The 13,588-nt window shown below is 44.9% G+C and carries 11 protein-coding genes; 3 read left to right on the plus strand and 8 right to left on the minus strand.

Annotated elements, in window-relative coordinates:
- Window positions 1–46: 46 nt before the first annotated feature.
- Genes OGM81_02475 through OGM81_02485 form a run of 3 tightly spaced genes read right to left on the minus strand, consistent with a single transcriptional unit; the run spans window position 47 to window position 3,568 of the window.
- Window positions 47–748, minus strand: coding sequence for a hypothetical protein (locus OGM81_02475; GenBank protein ID UYJ44030.1), 702 nt, complete (start codon window positions 746–748; stop codon window positions 47–49).
- The gene (locus OGM81_02480; protein ID UYJ44031.1) at window positions 745–2,583 is read right to left on the minus strand and encodes a recombinase family protein; all 1,839 of its coding nucleotides are present in this window, start codon (window positions 2,581–2,583) and stop codon (window positions 745–747) included. Before OGM81_02480 ends, OGM81_02475 begins: the two co-directional genes overlap by 4 nt.
- A gap of 10 nt (window positions 2,584–2,593) precedes the next feature.
- Window positions 2,594–3,568, minus strand: a complete 975-nt coding sequence (locus OGM81_02485; protein UYJ44032.1) for an AAA family ATPase — start codon at window positions 3,566–3,568, stop codon at window positions 2,594–2,596.
- A gap of 250 nt (window positions 3,569–3,818) precedes the next feature.
- Here OGM81_02485 and OGM81_02490 point away from each other — a divergent pair, with 250 nt between their 5' ends.
- Window positions 3,819–4,160 (plus strand): helix-turn-helix domain-containing protein, encoded by a 342-nt coding sequence (locus tag OGM81_02490; protein ID UYJ44033.1) that lies wholly within the window; start codon window positions 3,819–3,821, stop codon window positions 4,158–4,160.
- A gap of 196 nt (window positions 4,161–4,356) precedes the next feature.
- Here the strand turns inward: OGM81_02490 and OGM81_02495 are convergent, their stop codons facing one another.
- The 5 genes from OGM81_02495 to OGM81_02515 form a co-directional block, all read right to left on the minus strand.
- Window positions 4,357–5,952, minus strand: a complete 1,596-nt coding sequence (locus OGM81_02495) for a recombinase family protein (GenBank protein ID UYJ44034.1) — start codon at window positions 5,950–5,952, stop codon at window positions 4,357–4,359.
- Entirely contained in the window at window positions 5,945–7,636 is a 1,692-nt protein-coding gene (locus OGM81_02500; GenBank protein UYJ44035.1) for a recombinase family protein, read from the minus strand. The genes OGM81_02495 and OGM81_02500 overlap by 8 nt, the downstream gene beginning before the upstream one ends.
- A complete protein-coding gene (locus OGM81_02505) occupies window positions 7,620–9,149 on the minus strand; it encodes a recombinase family protein (protein UYJ44036.1) in 1,530 nt (509 codons plus the stop codon). The genes OGM81_02500 and OGM81_02505 overlap by 17 nt, the downstream gene beginning before the upstream one ends.
- On the minus strand, window positions 9,146–10,795 hold the full coding sequence (locus OGM81_02510) for a recombinase family protein (GenBank protein UYJ44037.1): 1,650 nt from the start codon (window positions 10,793–10,795) through the stop codon (window positions 9,146–9,148). The genes OGM81_02505 and OGM81_02510 overlap by 4 nt, the downstream gene beginning before the upstream one ends.
- A 171-nt stretch (window positions 10,796–10,966) precedes the next feature.
- Entirely contained in the window at window positions 10,967–11,224 is a 258-nt protein-coding gene (locus OGM81_02515; protein UYJ44038.1) for a hypothetical protein, read from the minus strand.
- 386 nt (window positions 11,225–11,610) lie between these two features.
- On the opposite strand from OGM81_02515, the gene OGM81_02520 reads away from it, so the two are divergent.
- Both OGM81_02520 and OGM81_02525 read left to right on the plus strand, forming a co-directional pair.
- On the plus strand, window positions 11,611–12,003 hold the full coding sequence (locus OGM81_02520; GenBank protein ID UYJ44039.1) for a MobC family plasmid mobilization relaxosome protein: 393 nt from the start codon (window positions 11,611–11,613) through the stop codon (window positions 12,001–12,003).
- Window positions 11,975–13,579: a relaxase/mobilization nuclease domain-containing protein gene (locus tag OGM81_02525; GenBank protein ID UYJ44040.1), complete on the plus strand. Its 1,605-nt coding sequence runs from the start codon at window positions 11,975–11,977 to the stop codon at window positions 13,577–13,579. Before OGM81_02520 ends, OGM81_02525 begins: the two co-directional genes overlap by 29 nt.
- The last annotated feature ends 9 nt before the right edge of the window (window positions 13,580–13,588 follow it).

Consider the following 13,588-nt stretch of genomic DNA (forward strand, 5'->3'; position numbering starts at 1 on the left):
TCACCTCCCGCAAATAGGCAGACCATCCCCTTGTACACCCTATCAATTAGTCCTTTCCAGCTTCAGGTGCAATCTTTCCAGTCAGAATCCCCATTGACACATACCCATCCATTTGCTTGACTTCAGACTCTTTCCGGTGTTCTTCCACAGGCACACCAAAAGTTCCCACAATATCATCCGGGTAAAATCCCTTTCTGCTGTTCACAGGTTTTGTTGCCGCAGCATTATCCTGCGAATCGACTGCGTTCTTTTTTCTCTGCCCTTCATGAAAAATTTCTGGCACAAGCAGATCAAAAACATACAGAGTTTCACCTTCAAAGGTGATCCTGTACCCCAGCATTTTATATCGGCACTCGCTGTCCCATCCCATTTTCTGATAAACTAAAGTCGCAAATGGCTTGCAGGACATCTTCCGGCTTTTGCGCTTATCCGGTTTTGCCACGCACCAACGCAGAGCGTCCTTGTCATTTTCATCACACCCACGAACAACGATACGCTTCAAATCATTGTTGAACATGACATGAACGTAGACCACATCCTCCAGCCCTGTGATACAGGCTGTATTGAATGTGATACTATCTTTACGAATCACGATTGCCGGGTCACGCAGATGGGCAAACAATTCCTTTCGCACGACCTGGTAGCCATCATACGAAAAGGCATTTTCCAGTTCTTCCGCCCGTGCGTCTCTATCATCCTGCACAATCTGCTTCTCTGGCGGCATGATTGTTGTGTTTTCTTCATTCATCTATAATCAGTCCATCCTTCCATTATCTTCTCCGCTTCATGGAGCAACTCATTTAGACTTTCTGCCGTAAATATGTTCATTTTCTCTATCTCCGACGCAGGACGAAATACATCCCAGTTTCCGGCATAATGCTCCTGCCGTAAGATACCCACCTGTGCTATACTTGTAATCGGCTGTCCAAATGTTCCAACCCACTCTGGTGGAAAAATGTAAATCTTCTTTTTGACCGTTTCGCCCTCATCTTCTTCGGTGTTTTCCTTTGGAGGCAGAAGGATTTCTTCCACCTTAATCATTTCAGGCTCATCAAATGCGAACAACATCATTTTGTTATCGCCCTGCTCCAGAAACTGACCACGGAACCGATAACGCAAATCCTCATTCCATTCCATAATGTCAAATAAAGTCTTTGCAAGTCCACGACAGCCCAAAGTGCTTGCACACCAACGTCCCTCTTTCAGTCTGCCCCAACGGATCGCGTTTGGATTATTCTTGTCACAGGGACGAATGGCAATGCAGCGTTCAACAGAATTTAGCAGCAGCTCCACATATTCAACATTTTCAAACTTTTTCAAGCAAGCGGTGTTAAAGCGCAATCGTCCATTAGAAATCGTCATAGCCGGATTCTGCATAGTAGAAAAATACTGTGCCCTGACTACTTCATAGCCCGTCAGATCAATACGCTTTTTCACATCCGCAGTAACAGTGACATCCGGTTCTTTCATCACGCTTTCAGAGGCTTCCCTGTATGCTTCTGTCGAAAAGCCTGTCCAATCCTTATCAAAAGGCACATATCCTCGCAAAATCCCATCTTCAACCACGCTTAGCACGGGCAAGGGTCTGTTTTTCTTTGAATAATTGCGGGATGCCCGCAGATGATTAGCTGCATTAAAAACTTCTCTGGAAACAATGGCTTCATGGTGATTCTTCTGCCTGTACTGTGTTCGGTCATTGTTGTTTTTCTTTGATTTATGCGTCAAAAAGTTCGGTGTAAAGGTCTTTCTTGCCAGTACATCACCACAATGGCGCTCATTTGCCAGAACACCTGCAAGTGTGCCGGGATTCCACTCCACACGTCCCAATTTCGTCTTACGGCTATACTCCATCAAAAGGGTTGCAATCTCCGTAAGCGAATATCCATTCAGGTACAGGTAGTAAATCACCTTTACAGTCTGTGCTTCCTCCGGGTTAATTACAAGGTTGCCTTCCTCGTCTTTATCGTATCCAAGCAATGCAGGGGTCAGGAACAGGCCACGGCTGAACCGCCGATCTATCGACCAGTTCATAATGATAGATTTGGAATGCGATTCTTCCTCTGCCACAGATGCCAGAATCGTCAGAATCATGCGTCCATTGCTGTCCAGCGTATAGATATTATCTGCTTCAAATTTCACACCCACAGGCGGATTTAGATTTTTCAGAAATTCAATCACAGAAAGGCAGTCAACGATATTTCGAGCAAAACGGGCAATGGATTTTGTAAGAACGAGGTCAATCTTGCCTGCCTTGCAGTCCTCAATCAACTGCTGCATCCCTTTTCGGTGTTCCAGAGATGTGCCGCTGATGCCTTCATCCGCATAGATTCCAACAAATACCCATCCCGGCTGTGCCTGAATATAATCCGTATAATAGTTTTTCTGAAGTTCATACGAAGAAGTCTGTTCATCATTATCAGTGGAAACACGGATATATGCTGCCACACGCCGAATCACAGAACTTGTTTCCAAATCCTCTATGATTTTGGCGGGAATGACCTCCAATTCCGATATATCTACACCCTTATAGCGGTCTCTGATTTTTTGCTTACGGTCTACTGCTTCTACTTCACCGATAATCATGTACTTTTCCTCATTCTCCCGTATTGATACTCCAATACCACTGTCGCATCTTCCGATAACTTCGGATACCGAGTTCTTTCTTCGTATTTTCTGCGGTTCTGCGGCTGATTCCTTCATCTTTCATCCGCATATAGATTTCTCTTGCTCTCATATCGCCATCAGAAAGCAACTTTTTTATCAGATATGCTGCCTTTTCTGTTTTTGACTCAAATTCCGGCACTTCCGGTTGTTCCGATGAAACGAATGTGCTCTTGCACTCCAACCATTGGAAACCCATCTCTGCTGTTATAGAAAACCGAATTTCTCCATCAGACGGAGCCAAACTGTTTTTTATCTGCCGGACAATACGAATATCTGTATCTTCCTGGTCACGCTCCACCTGCAAAACACTTCGCGCAGCAGCAACCACATCTATGCTGCCAAGACTTCGGTACAAACCTTTCGTTCCCTCTTTCTTATTGAGATGACCAATCAGCACAATGGCACAATCATATACTGAAGCCCACATTCCGAGACGCTGCATCAGTTTTCTGGCTCTCCCTGCAATCTGGAGGTCAGAATCACTTCCTAAATACGCCTGAATCGGGTCTATAACTACAAGCCGTGGGCGAAATTCAATGATTGCCTGACGGATACGCTCATCATCCAACGTTAGGCCACTGTATGTTTCTTCATTGATAAAAGCTACTTTTCTACAATCTGCGCCGCATCTTTCCAGTCTGGGTTTAATGGTATCTGATACTCCATCTTCCGAACACTGGTAGATAATCCTTTGCGGCATCCCAACAGGCTTTCCATCCGGTGTTTTCCCACCCTTAGAAAGTTCCGCAATCAGATTCATCATCATGGTTGACTTTCCATCGCCGGGATCGCCTTGTAGCAATGTTAGCTTTCCCACTGCAATGAATGGATACCACAACCAGTGAACAGAAGTTGCCTGCACATCACTATATAATGTAAGAATTTTTTCTACCTTGTCCACCATTGTCTTTCCTTTCTATTTGCAGCCTTTTACTACCTCTATTATAAAGCATTCGTTGCGTTTTGACTGCTACCCATCAGGTAGCATGAGTTGTCTTTTGCTACCCAGTAGGTAGCAAAACAGCCTAAGACCACAGAGCAGATAGCAGTGTGTCCCTTTGCGGTCTTAGAACCTTTGATATAGAGTTGCTCTGCCTACCATCATGCGAGATAATTGTACTGCCTTATGCGGGGAATCATAAGGAGAAAAGCACATGGCTACTGATTATAAAGCCTTGGGCAAGCGCATTTCAAATGCCCGAAAACAAGCTGGTATCACTCAAGAGGCCCTGGGGGAGCAGCTTAACATGACACGAAAACATATTAGCGTAATTGAATCCGCCATCAAACGCCCAAGTCTTGATGCATTGGTTGATATTGCCAATGCTCTTGACGTATCGACGGATGATTTGCTGGTAGATAGTTTGATGCACTCGACTTCAACTTCAAATTCTGAAATTCACCGTCTGCTCTTGGACTGTAATGAAATCGAGCAGGAAATTCTCACCCGGATGGTAAAAGAGATGAAATCAATCCTGTACGGTTTGGGAATCTGATTTTGTAACCCGTTGACCATATAACAAAGAGCCCGCATAAGCCACAGCTGCACTTCGGATCACACCGGGGTGCTGTCTGTGGCTTATGCGGGCAAAACCATTCCTACGGAATGAAATGCCCGCCTGATCGAGAAGATTTGCGAATCCTCTCAACCAGACGGGCATTCTTTTTGCTCACCTCGCTGTTTCTATGCGGTTATGCGCCATACTTTTCCAATGCTCTCCGAATCACATCCTCACAGTTAAACTCAACTTTCATCGTCTGATCATCATACAGATAAACCATGCTGACAAAAGCATCCACACACTCTTTTGTCAGCCCACCGATGTATGTTTTCTCGCTGGCCTGCTTTGTCAGAGCGCGGATTTCTTCATCCAATTCATCGGCACACTCCTGTTCTTCCTTTTCTATCCGTATGCTATCCTGCAATGTAGCCAGTTTTTCCGAAAGAACCTTTTTCTTTTCTATGTACGCATCCCGCAGCAGTACACCGTCCGCATACAATTCATACAGTTTAATCTGCTCCACCCGAATGGCTTCTGCTTGCTTTTCCAAGTCCTCAATATCCATGCAGCGCACCGTGATAGACTGCTTTTCCTGCATTCCCTGATTTACCACATCCAGCGCATAGAATACTGTTTTTATCGCACGAGCCACTTTTGCATTCACCGAATATTCTCTGTAATAGCCGCCGTAGCATTTAGAGAACTTTCCGGCTGACCGTTTATAGCCGCAATAGAAAACCATTTCCCCATATTGCCTTTCGTGGCGAAGCTGCCGGTTACAGTTTCCGCAGCAGATTTTTCCTTTTAACGCAAAATCATCACCCACCTTATATTGAATTGGAGTTACGTTACGGATTGCTTTCTGTGCCTGGTAGTATTCATCTTTTGTCACGATGGCCGCATGAGCGTTTTCTGCAATGATCCACCTATCCTCCGGGAGCGTCCGAACAGAGGTAGTATTCACATCAATTTTCTTTCTTCTCCCCATAACCAACGCACCAGTGTATTCATACCGTCTAAGGATTCTCCACACGATTGCCGCGTTCCATAACATTTCACTGTCCGGGGCAATAATAGGATTGCTGCCCATCAGCAGATTCTTTCGTTTCGCATACAATCCCGGCGTAGGAAGATTTAATTCGTTCATGCCGTAGGCGATCTGCGTTGTATTGCGACCGGACAATGCTAATTCAAATACTTTTTTCACGCAGGGTGCAGCCTCTGGGTCAATCTCCCACCGCTGTCCGCCTTTCTTGTTCCACACATATCCGAAAGGAACATTTGTGCAGGTGGCTTTTCCGTTCTTCCAGTTCGTTTCCAAAGCAGCCCGAATCTTTTTCGCAATATCCCGGCTATACATATTATTCACCAGATTGCTGACCGCCACTTCGATTCCCGGCGTTCCGTTGTTCAGTTTCATGCTGTCAAAGGAATTATTCACAGCAATAAACCGAACTCCCATCAACGGAAAAATCTGCTCAATGTAATCGCCAACACCGATATAGTCACGACCAAGGCGGGATAAATCCTTTACTATGATGACTTTTATATCGCCCTGCTTCAAATCCACGATCATTTTCTGAAAAGCCGGACGATTAAAATTTGTTCCAGTATAGCCATCATCTACATATTCTACAATCTCGCCAAATAAATCTTCCTGCTTTCCAATGTAATCGTGGAGCAGCATCCGTTGGTTCTCAATGCTGTTACTTTCATCCTTGCTGCCCTTTTTCAAATCTCCGTCTGCCAATGATAAGCGGAGATAGATTGCAATTTTATCATTCATTCTGAACCTCCGACATGATTGCAAGCACTTCCTGATAGGGGTCGCTGCACTTAAATTCGACCTCCACAGAATTGTCCATTCCCACATAGATTTTCTTAATAAGTTCGTGCACCAGTTCTTCATCAAACTCACTTTGATTCAGAAACCCACGCATCCGTTCCATCTGCGCATCACAGATTTTGATTCTCTTTTCCAGTTCCAATGCGCGCTGACGCTGCTTTTGCAGTTCATGTTCCAGCCGCTGCTTTTCTGCTATGTAATGCTCCTTTAGCTGACTGTATTCATCTTCGTCCAGAATTTCAGCTTTATAGTCCTCATATAAGCGCAACCGCCGTTCTTCGGCTTCCTGAATCCGAAACAGGATAGAGTTTTCTTTCATCTTGATGGAACGGGCTGAATCCAGATTGCTGCCGCGCATCATGTCTTTTACCATCTTTTCTTCTTCACACATGGTAGACACCAGATGATGAATCTGATCCATCGCCACCATCATCAGCATTTTCTCCGGCACCGCATGATAGGCACAGGGAGTCGTGTTCTTCTTTCTTTTGCAAATGAACACTCCATAGTGCGTTTCTTTTACCGTACCATGCACACGCCGTTCAAACGTCATGTTGCGTCTGCAGCAGCCACAGTAAACCATTCCCGATAGATGGTTATAACACTTCTCTCTGGTTGCCTTGGAACGCGCCATCGCCCTTTCCCGTTTTTCCTTATTCTGCTCCCGCCGTGCCTGCACTTTTTCAAAATCCGATTTCAGAATGATTGCTTCATGAGCGTTTTCAACAATATGCCATTCTCTCTTTTCCACTGGATGGAGGCCAATCCCTTTGTATGATGCAGTTTGCGTTTTCCCAGATACCAGTTCTCCAATATAGGCACTGCTGTTTAAAATACGAAGAACCGTACTGGGGTGCCATTTATTATAGGTAGGGTCATCTCCCTCATGTAATTTGCGATTCAGCCGTTCGTTCGGCCTTGCTACTTCTAAAAATTCCAACCTGCGAGCAATTTCGTTTGTACTCACTCCTGCAAGATACCATTGATAGATCAGTTTGACCCACTTCGCATCCTCAGTCGCTTCAAACTTATTTCCCTGTTGGTTCAACTGATAGCCATACGGTGTACACCACGATGTAGGGATTCCCTTTTCGCGGCGCATCTGGTAACTAAGGCTGATTTTCTTTGAAATGTCCTTAGCGTACAAGCTGTTTACCATGTTCTTGATGGGAACCGCAAGACTATCCACATCCGACTGCCGGATGTTGTCAAAATCATCGTTGATGGCGATAAAACGAACATGGAGCATCGGGAAAATAGTTTCCAGATAGCTTCCCGTTTCGATATAGTCACGACCAAACCGAGATAAGTCCTTCACTACAATGCACTGAATTTTACCTGTCCGCACATCCTGCATCATACGCTCAAATTCTGGCCGGTCAAAACGTGTTCCCGTAAAACCGTTGTCTGCATAGGTATCGGTCAGCGTCAGTTCCGGGTTTTCCCTGATATAATTATGAATTTGCAAAATCTGTGTGTGCAGAGAATCTTCTGTTTCATGCCCGCCGTTCTCAACCGACAGCCGCGCATACGCCGCCGTGCGCAGAAGTTCTTTTTCGTTTTGCTGTACGGCCTCCTGCACAGCGGCCTGCGACGTCATATTCTTTCTACTCTTTCTTGCCATTACAATCTTCCTCTCCGTTGTTCAGCCATTCTTCCGGGAAGAATTCCTTCCACTCACTTTCTTGTAGGATCACTTCTACTTGTTCAAAATCTACGATCCATACATGGTCAAGCCATTCTTTAAGATGTGTGCGCTCCAACGTTTCAGGAATTGAAATCTCTCGGAACTTCATCAACCAGGGATTTCCATGGCTAAATGCTTTTTCTATATCATTAACATCCAGCATTATCTTTTTAAAGGCATCTTCCTGCTTCTGGACTGCCACCTGATACTGATGTTCATACGCCTCTACCTGTTCTAGTGAAATTGATCCCTGCTCATATTCCCGATAAACCGCTATTCGTTCATCGTCCTTGGTCATCAAGCGCGCAACGATCTCATTTGCTCTTTTTCTGTACTGCAACAGTCCAGCATCCATGCACTGCTTGACTTTCTCAGGATTCAAGTCCAGCACCTTATCAATATGCGCAGCTTGCATTTTTTCTTTTCCCAAAGCTGAAAGAATCTCTCGAAAGATTTTCTCGCTTTCGATGAAAGGGGCTTTTCCAGAGAAGCATCTATACCCCTTGTCAAACGAATAGATTTGCTGGCTTTCATCTTCTGATGTTCTGCACAGCAGACCTTTTCCACTTTCTTTGTCATAGATTTTTTTGAAGAGCAGGTTTGGTTTTTTTCGTGCCTTTTTCCTCGAAGGCAACCTCGTAGATTCCAACTTTTTCTGGGCTTTCTGAAATTCCGTCTCTGAAACAATCGCCGGAACTTCCAATTCTCGCTTTGCCTTTGCCAGCGTCAGCGTACACTTTCCGATATAGAGTGGATTTTTCAAAATCAAGCGAATGGTTGAATCCGGCCACTTGATTTTTGTTCTTGACCTTTTTTTCTTTGCCATCTGGATTTGTGGAGATGGAACGCCCTGTGCATCCAATGCTCTTGCGATTTCCGGGATTCTCATATCTTCCAGATACATCTGAAAAATCAGCTTTACAACCTGTGCGCTCTCAGGATTAAGAACAAGGTTTCTGCGATCTTCCGACAGCGCATAACCATATTTAGCCTGTCGATGGGTCAATGTACCTTCTTCAAATTGATTCTGGCGATTGGTAATAAATTCCGAACGAATCTTATCAATGGTCTTTCCATTGAAATACTCTGCAACTTCTTCGGCAGTTTTGTCTGCACTGCAAAAGTCATCTTCCACAACTGCAAATTGGATACCAAGCGGATAGAACGTCCTCTGCAGTGCTTCAATGGCAAACGGAAGGGTTCTTCCACAGCGGAAGATAGAATCCACAACAACTGCATCAAATTTCCGAGCCATCCCATCCTGTACCAATATGTCAAAGCCCTCTGTGGCTTCTGCTGTTCTCCTGCGGTCACTGTATTTTTCGGATACGCTGCACCCGCGCTTTTTTAGATACCGCGCAATGCGCTCATTCTGTTCTGCAATCGTATTGGATGGATTTTCTTCTCCGATCCTGCTGGAAATCGACCTTGTATAACTGACCCATTTCATTCCTCTGCCACCTCATTTCCATGATGTGCTTGATATTCCATAAATTTTTCTGTGATACTGTGCAGTTCATCCTCGAAGCAAAAATGAATTTCAATCTCTGTTTTGCTATGAACATCTATGTGGTCGATCAGTTCCACCACGACCCTGCGTTCGAGCATTTTGATATGTTCGTATTGCTTAAATTCTTCCAACCAAGTAGGAAGCAGTGTGTCGTGCTTTAATGCCTCCTGCTTCTTTTCGCGGATTTCCTGAATCTTATCCTGTGCCTCTTTTATCTTCTGCGCAAAGCGAGTATTCATTTCTCCGTACTCTTCCCGACTGACAACATCATCGCATAAGTCCTGATACAGACGGATTTTCAAATTACTGTACCGTTCTAATTCAGCTTCCAGTGCAGTGATCTGGCTGTCCAGAATCTTTATGCCAATCTGTTCGCCGCTTGCCAGCTCTGCATTGGAGAGTACCTTTTCCGCTTCTACAAGAAGTGTCACTTGATGCCGAATCGCAGCCAGAGCACTTTCCGTCAGCTTCTCACTGTTTATCATGTGCGGTGTGCAGCCGCCACCATTCTTATAGGTAGAGCAGTGATAGTATTGATACTTCTTTCCGTTTTTCGTCACCGTGCGGCGAATCATATTCTGCCCGCAGTCTGCACATCGCAGAAAACCTGATAATGGATAAACTGTTGTCTGCGATGGTGCGGTACGAGTGTCCAGTTCCAACAACTGTTGTACTTGCTGGAACTCGCCTTTGCTGATAATGGCATCATGCGCATCTTCCACCCGAATCCAGTTTTCACTTCCAACATCATGGCTCTTTTTTACTTTGTAATTGATTTTCCTGCGTTTACCCTGAATCAATGTTCCCGTATAAGATTCATTTTTCAAAATACGATTGACAGAAACCACTGTCCACTTCTGATTCAGCCCAGCCTGAAAACCGCAGGTATAGTTGAATCCATTGGCTCTCTTATACTCGTTCGGCGGCAGGACACCCAGTTCGTTCAAGTGACTGGCAATGCGCTGTGAACTCATTCCGTTCAATTTCTGTTTGAATATTTCCTGCACAATGCCCGCAGCGTATTCATCTATAATCAGATGATTCTTGTCTTTCGGGTCTTTCTGATACCCATATCCTGCAAAGCTGCCAATGAACTGACCTTCTTTCCGTTTCACATCCAAGTGGCTTCTGACACGCATCGAAATGTCACGGCAATAGGTATCGTTGATAAGATTGTTGAACGGAATCAGAATACGGCCCTTATCATCGTTTTCTTCCGCACTATCATAATGATCGTTGATGGCGATGAACCGAACTCCCATAAATGGAAAGATTCTTTCCAGATAACGTCCTGTTTCAATGTAGTTTCTGCCGAATCGTGATAAGTCCTTGACGATAATACAGTTGATTTTCCGATTCTCAATGTCCTGCATCATCCGTTTGAAATCCGGGCGTTCAAAATTCGTACCACTGTATCCATCGTCTACATACTCATCGATCTTATGCAGTTCCGGGTGCTTTCCCAGATAATCATTCAGTAAAGCTCTTTGATTTTTGATGCTGTTGCTTTCCTGCTGATCGCCGTCCGAACGTGACAATCGAAGATACACAGCACAGCGATATTGTCCATTTTCCTGAAAAAACATAAAAAGCCGATAACCTCCTTAATCTATTTGTCGTTCTGACAATAAACCAAGAAAATTATCGGCTTTAGTTAGCATATTCTGTTTTGACCCAAAGCCATTATCTCATATTTCGCGGTCCATGTCAACGCTTTAATGTGCTAAAGTGCAAATTTTCTTCTACTTTCTTCTTTTTTATTTCCGATGTGTCCTTGCGCATTTTTTCAGCGTGTCCTCCAATCGGTTCTCTCCGGCAAAACTGATCTTTACGACCATTCCCCGGTCAAGATAGCAGTAGGGGTTCTTGATCTGTGAAACAAAATCAACCATCCGTTCTCGCTGCGACAGGTCTTTCTTGATTTCCACATCGTTGATGTCCACCAGTTCTTCACGGTTCACATCCCGAAGTTCCATCGCTGCCAATTTCTTCAAATCCTCAAGTGTATGCGTCATTTTCTGGTACATCAAATACCTCCCTTCACCTATAGCATTCTAAAAGGGGTGTTTGGCAACCAAATTTTGAAATTTCACAAAAATATTTTTTCAAGTGGTTGCCAAAAGGTGCTTCCAGAATGTTATAGGTATAAGGACAATTCTCGATTTTCCAGGTCGTGGGGCTTTTTTCTCTCTTAGCGCAAGATTCGCCCATAGCCGCTCAAAACTCACTTTCGTTGTTTTTCCCGGCTGACAATCTTGATGGGGATTCCGTTCCCCATTCCCACGGTACGCACAAAATCTTGGATTTTGGCTATCCGGCTCCACATGAATGTGTTCGCAGCCGAACGCCTACGGCTTATCGGGAGTTGCTCTGCAACTATAAAATGCAGGAGGATTATGCTATGGCTCGACCAAAGAAAGACGAATCGCTTCATAGGGGGAAACGGGTTTACATCCGTTTCACAAAATTGGAATATGAGCTAGTGGCCGGATACGCTAAAGATGCTGGATACCCGATTGGTACTTTTGTACGCAAACAGGCTCTCCGCGAAAAGCTGGAGGTCAACTATAATATCGTTGCCGATCTGGGAGAGATTCAGAATTTGACGGTGCAGGCCGCAGGCATTGGAAATAATCTCAACCAGATTGCCCGCTATTTTCACGGCGGCGGTCTGGCATCACGCGGAATGTCGGAAGAACTAAAGAAGTGCATTGCGGAAATCCGTGAATTGCGGCAGGAAATCGTTCAGCTTGGAGGTGTGTATCGTGGCAATTCTAAAACACATCGCAAGTAAAAATGCCAATTATGGGAGTGCCATCGACTATCTGAAATACCAGCATGATGAGTTTCATCTGGTTCCCGTTCTGGATGAACGCGGGAATATGCTGCTTCGGGAAGAATTTTATCTTGACGGTTTGAACTGCCATCCCGAAACCTTCGACCTTGAATGTGAACTGTTAAACCAGCAGTACCATAAGAACAACACTTACGATGAAATCAAAAGTCACCACTACATTATCAGCCATGACCCCAGAGATAACGCCGACCACGATTTAACAGGAGAACGCGCACAGGCCATCGGGCTGGAATACGCAAAAGCTAATTTTCCGGGGCATCAGGCTTTGGTCTGCACCCATACAGATGGCAATAACGGAACAAGCAACATCCATACCCACATCATAATCAACAGCCTGCGCAAATTTGATGTTGACCCGCAGCCATTCACCGAGCGGCCTATCGACTGCAGGGCTGGATACAAGCACCACCTTACCAAAGACTATTTGAAGCACCTGCAAAAATCTTTGATGGATATTTGCCAGCGCGAAGGGCTGCATCAGGTCGATCTGCTCTCCCCTGCTGCGGATAAAATCACACAGCAGGAGTACCATGCGCAGCGGCGTGGGCAGCTGAATCTGGACATTGCAAACATGGAACTTCTGGGCGATGGCATTACCCCCATGCACACCACCTTTGAAACAAACAAAGAAAAAATCCGCAATGCCATTTCTGACATTGCGGAACGTGCCACATCTTTTGAGGAATTTCAGCGGTTATTAAAAGCGGAATACGGAATTTTGGTAAAAGACCATCGCGGACGATTCAGCTATCTTCCTGCTGACCGACAGAAATTCATTTCTGCCCGCGCCCTCGGTTCTAATTATGACCGCGACAGGCTTCTCCGCATTTTTGCAGAAAATGCTCGAAACAGAGAACAGAACAATCCTCATTGGACGGTAAATGATCCTCTGGCCATTCTGTTCATTAAGTCCGATCTGCGCCTTGTGGTTGATTTGCAGACCTGTGTAAAAGCGCAACAGAGCCGCGCGTATGCACAGAAAGTCAAGATTTCCAATTTGCAGCAGATGGCACGAACAGTCGCTTATGTGCAGGAACATGGATACGATTCTTACGAAAAACTCTCCGATACCACCGACACCATCCAATCCAAAATGGCGAAAGCTCGAAGTGATGCCAAATTCACCGAAGCCAAATTGAAAAAGGTCAACGAACAGATTCGTTATTTAGGCCAGTATCTTTCTACAAAATCAGTCTATGGTGATTTTTTGAAATCCGGCAATAAGAAATCTTTCCGTCAGGCTCATGCAGAGGATATTGCCAAATATGAAGAAGCCCTCCGCATCCTAAAGCAGCACTCCCCAGATGGAAAGTTCCCGACTATGAAAGACCTTCGGGTCAAAAAGGAGCAGCTTACCATTCAGAAAGATGCGCAGTATGACACATACCACTATTTCAAAGATTACCACAGGGAACTCCAGACTGTATGCGCCAATGTAGATAATATTCTGGGAACAGAACGAGAAGCACAGCGCAAACAGCAGCAATCCCGAAAGAACGAACACTCTCTATAAAACAAAATG

This window comes from Oscillospiraceae bacterium, from assembly GCA_025758045.1.
GTDB lineage: Bacteria > Bacillota > Clostridia > Oscillospirales > Ruminococcaceae > Gemmiger.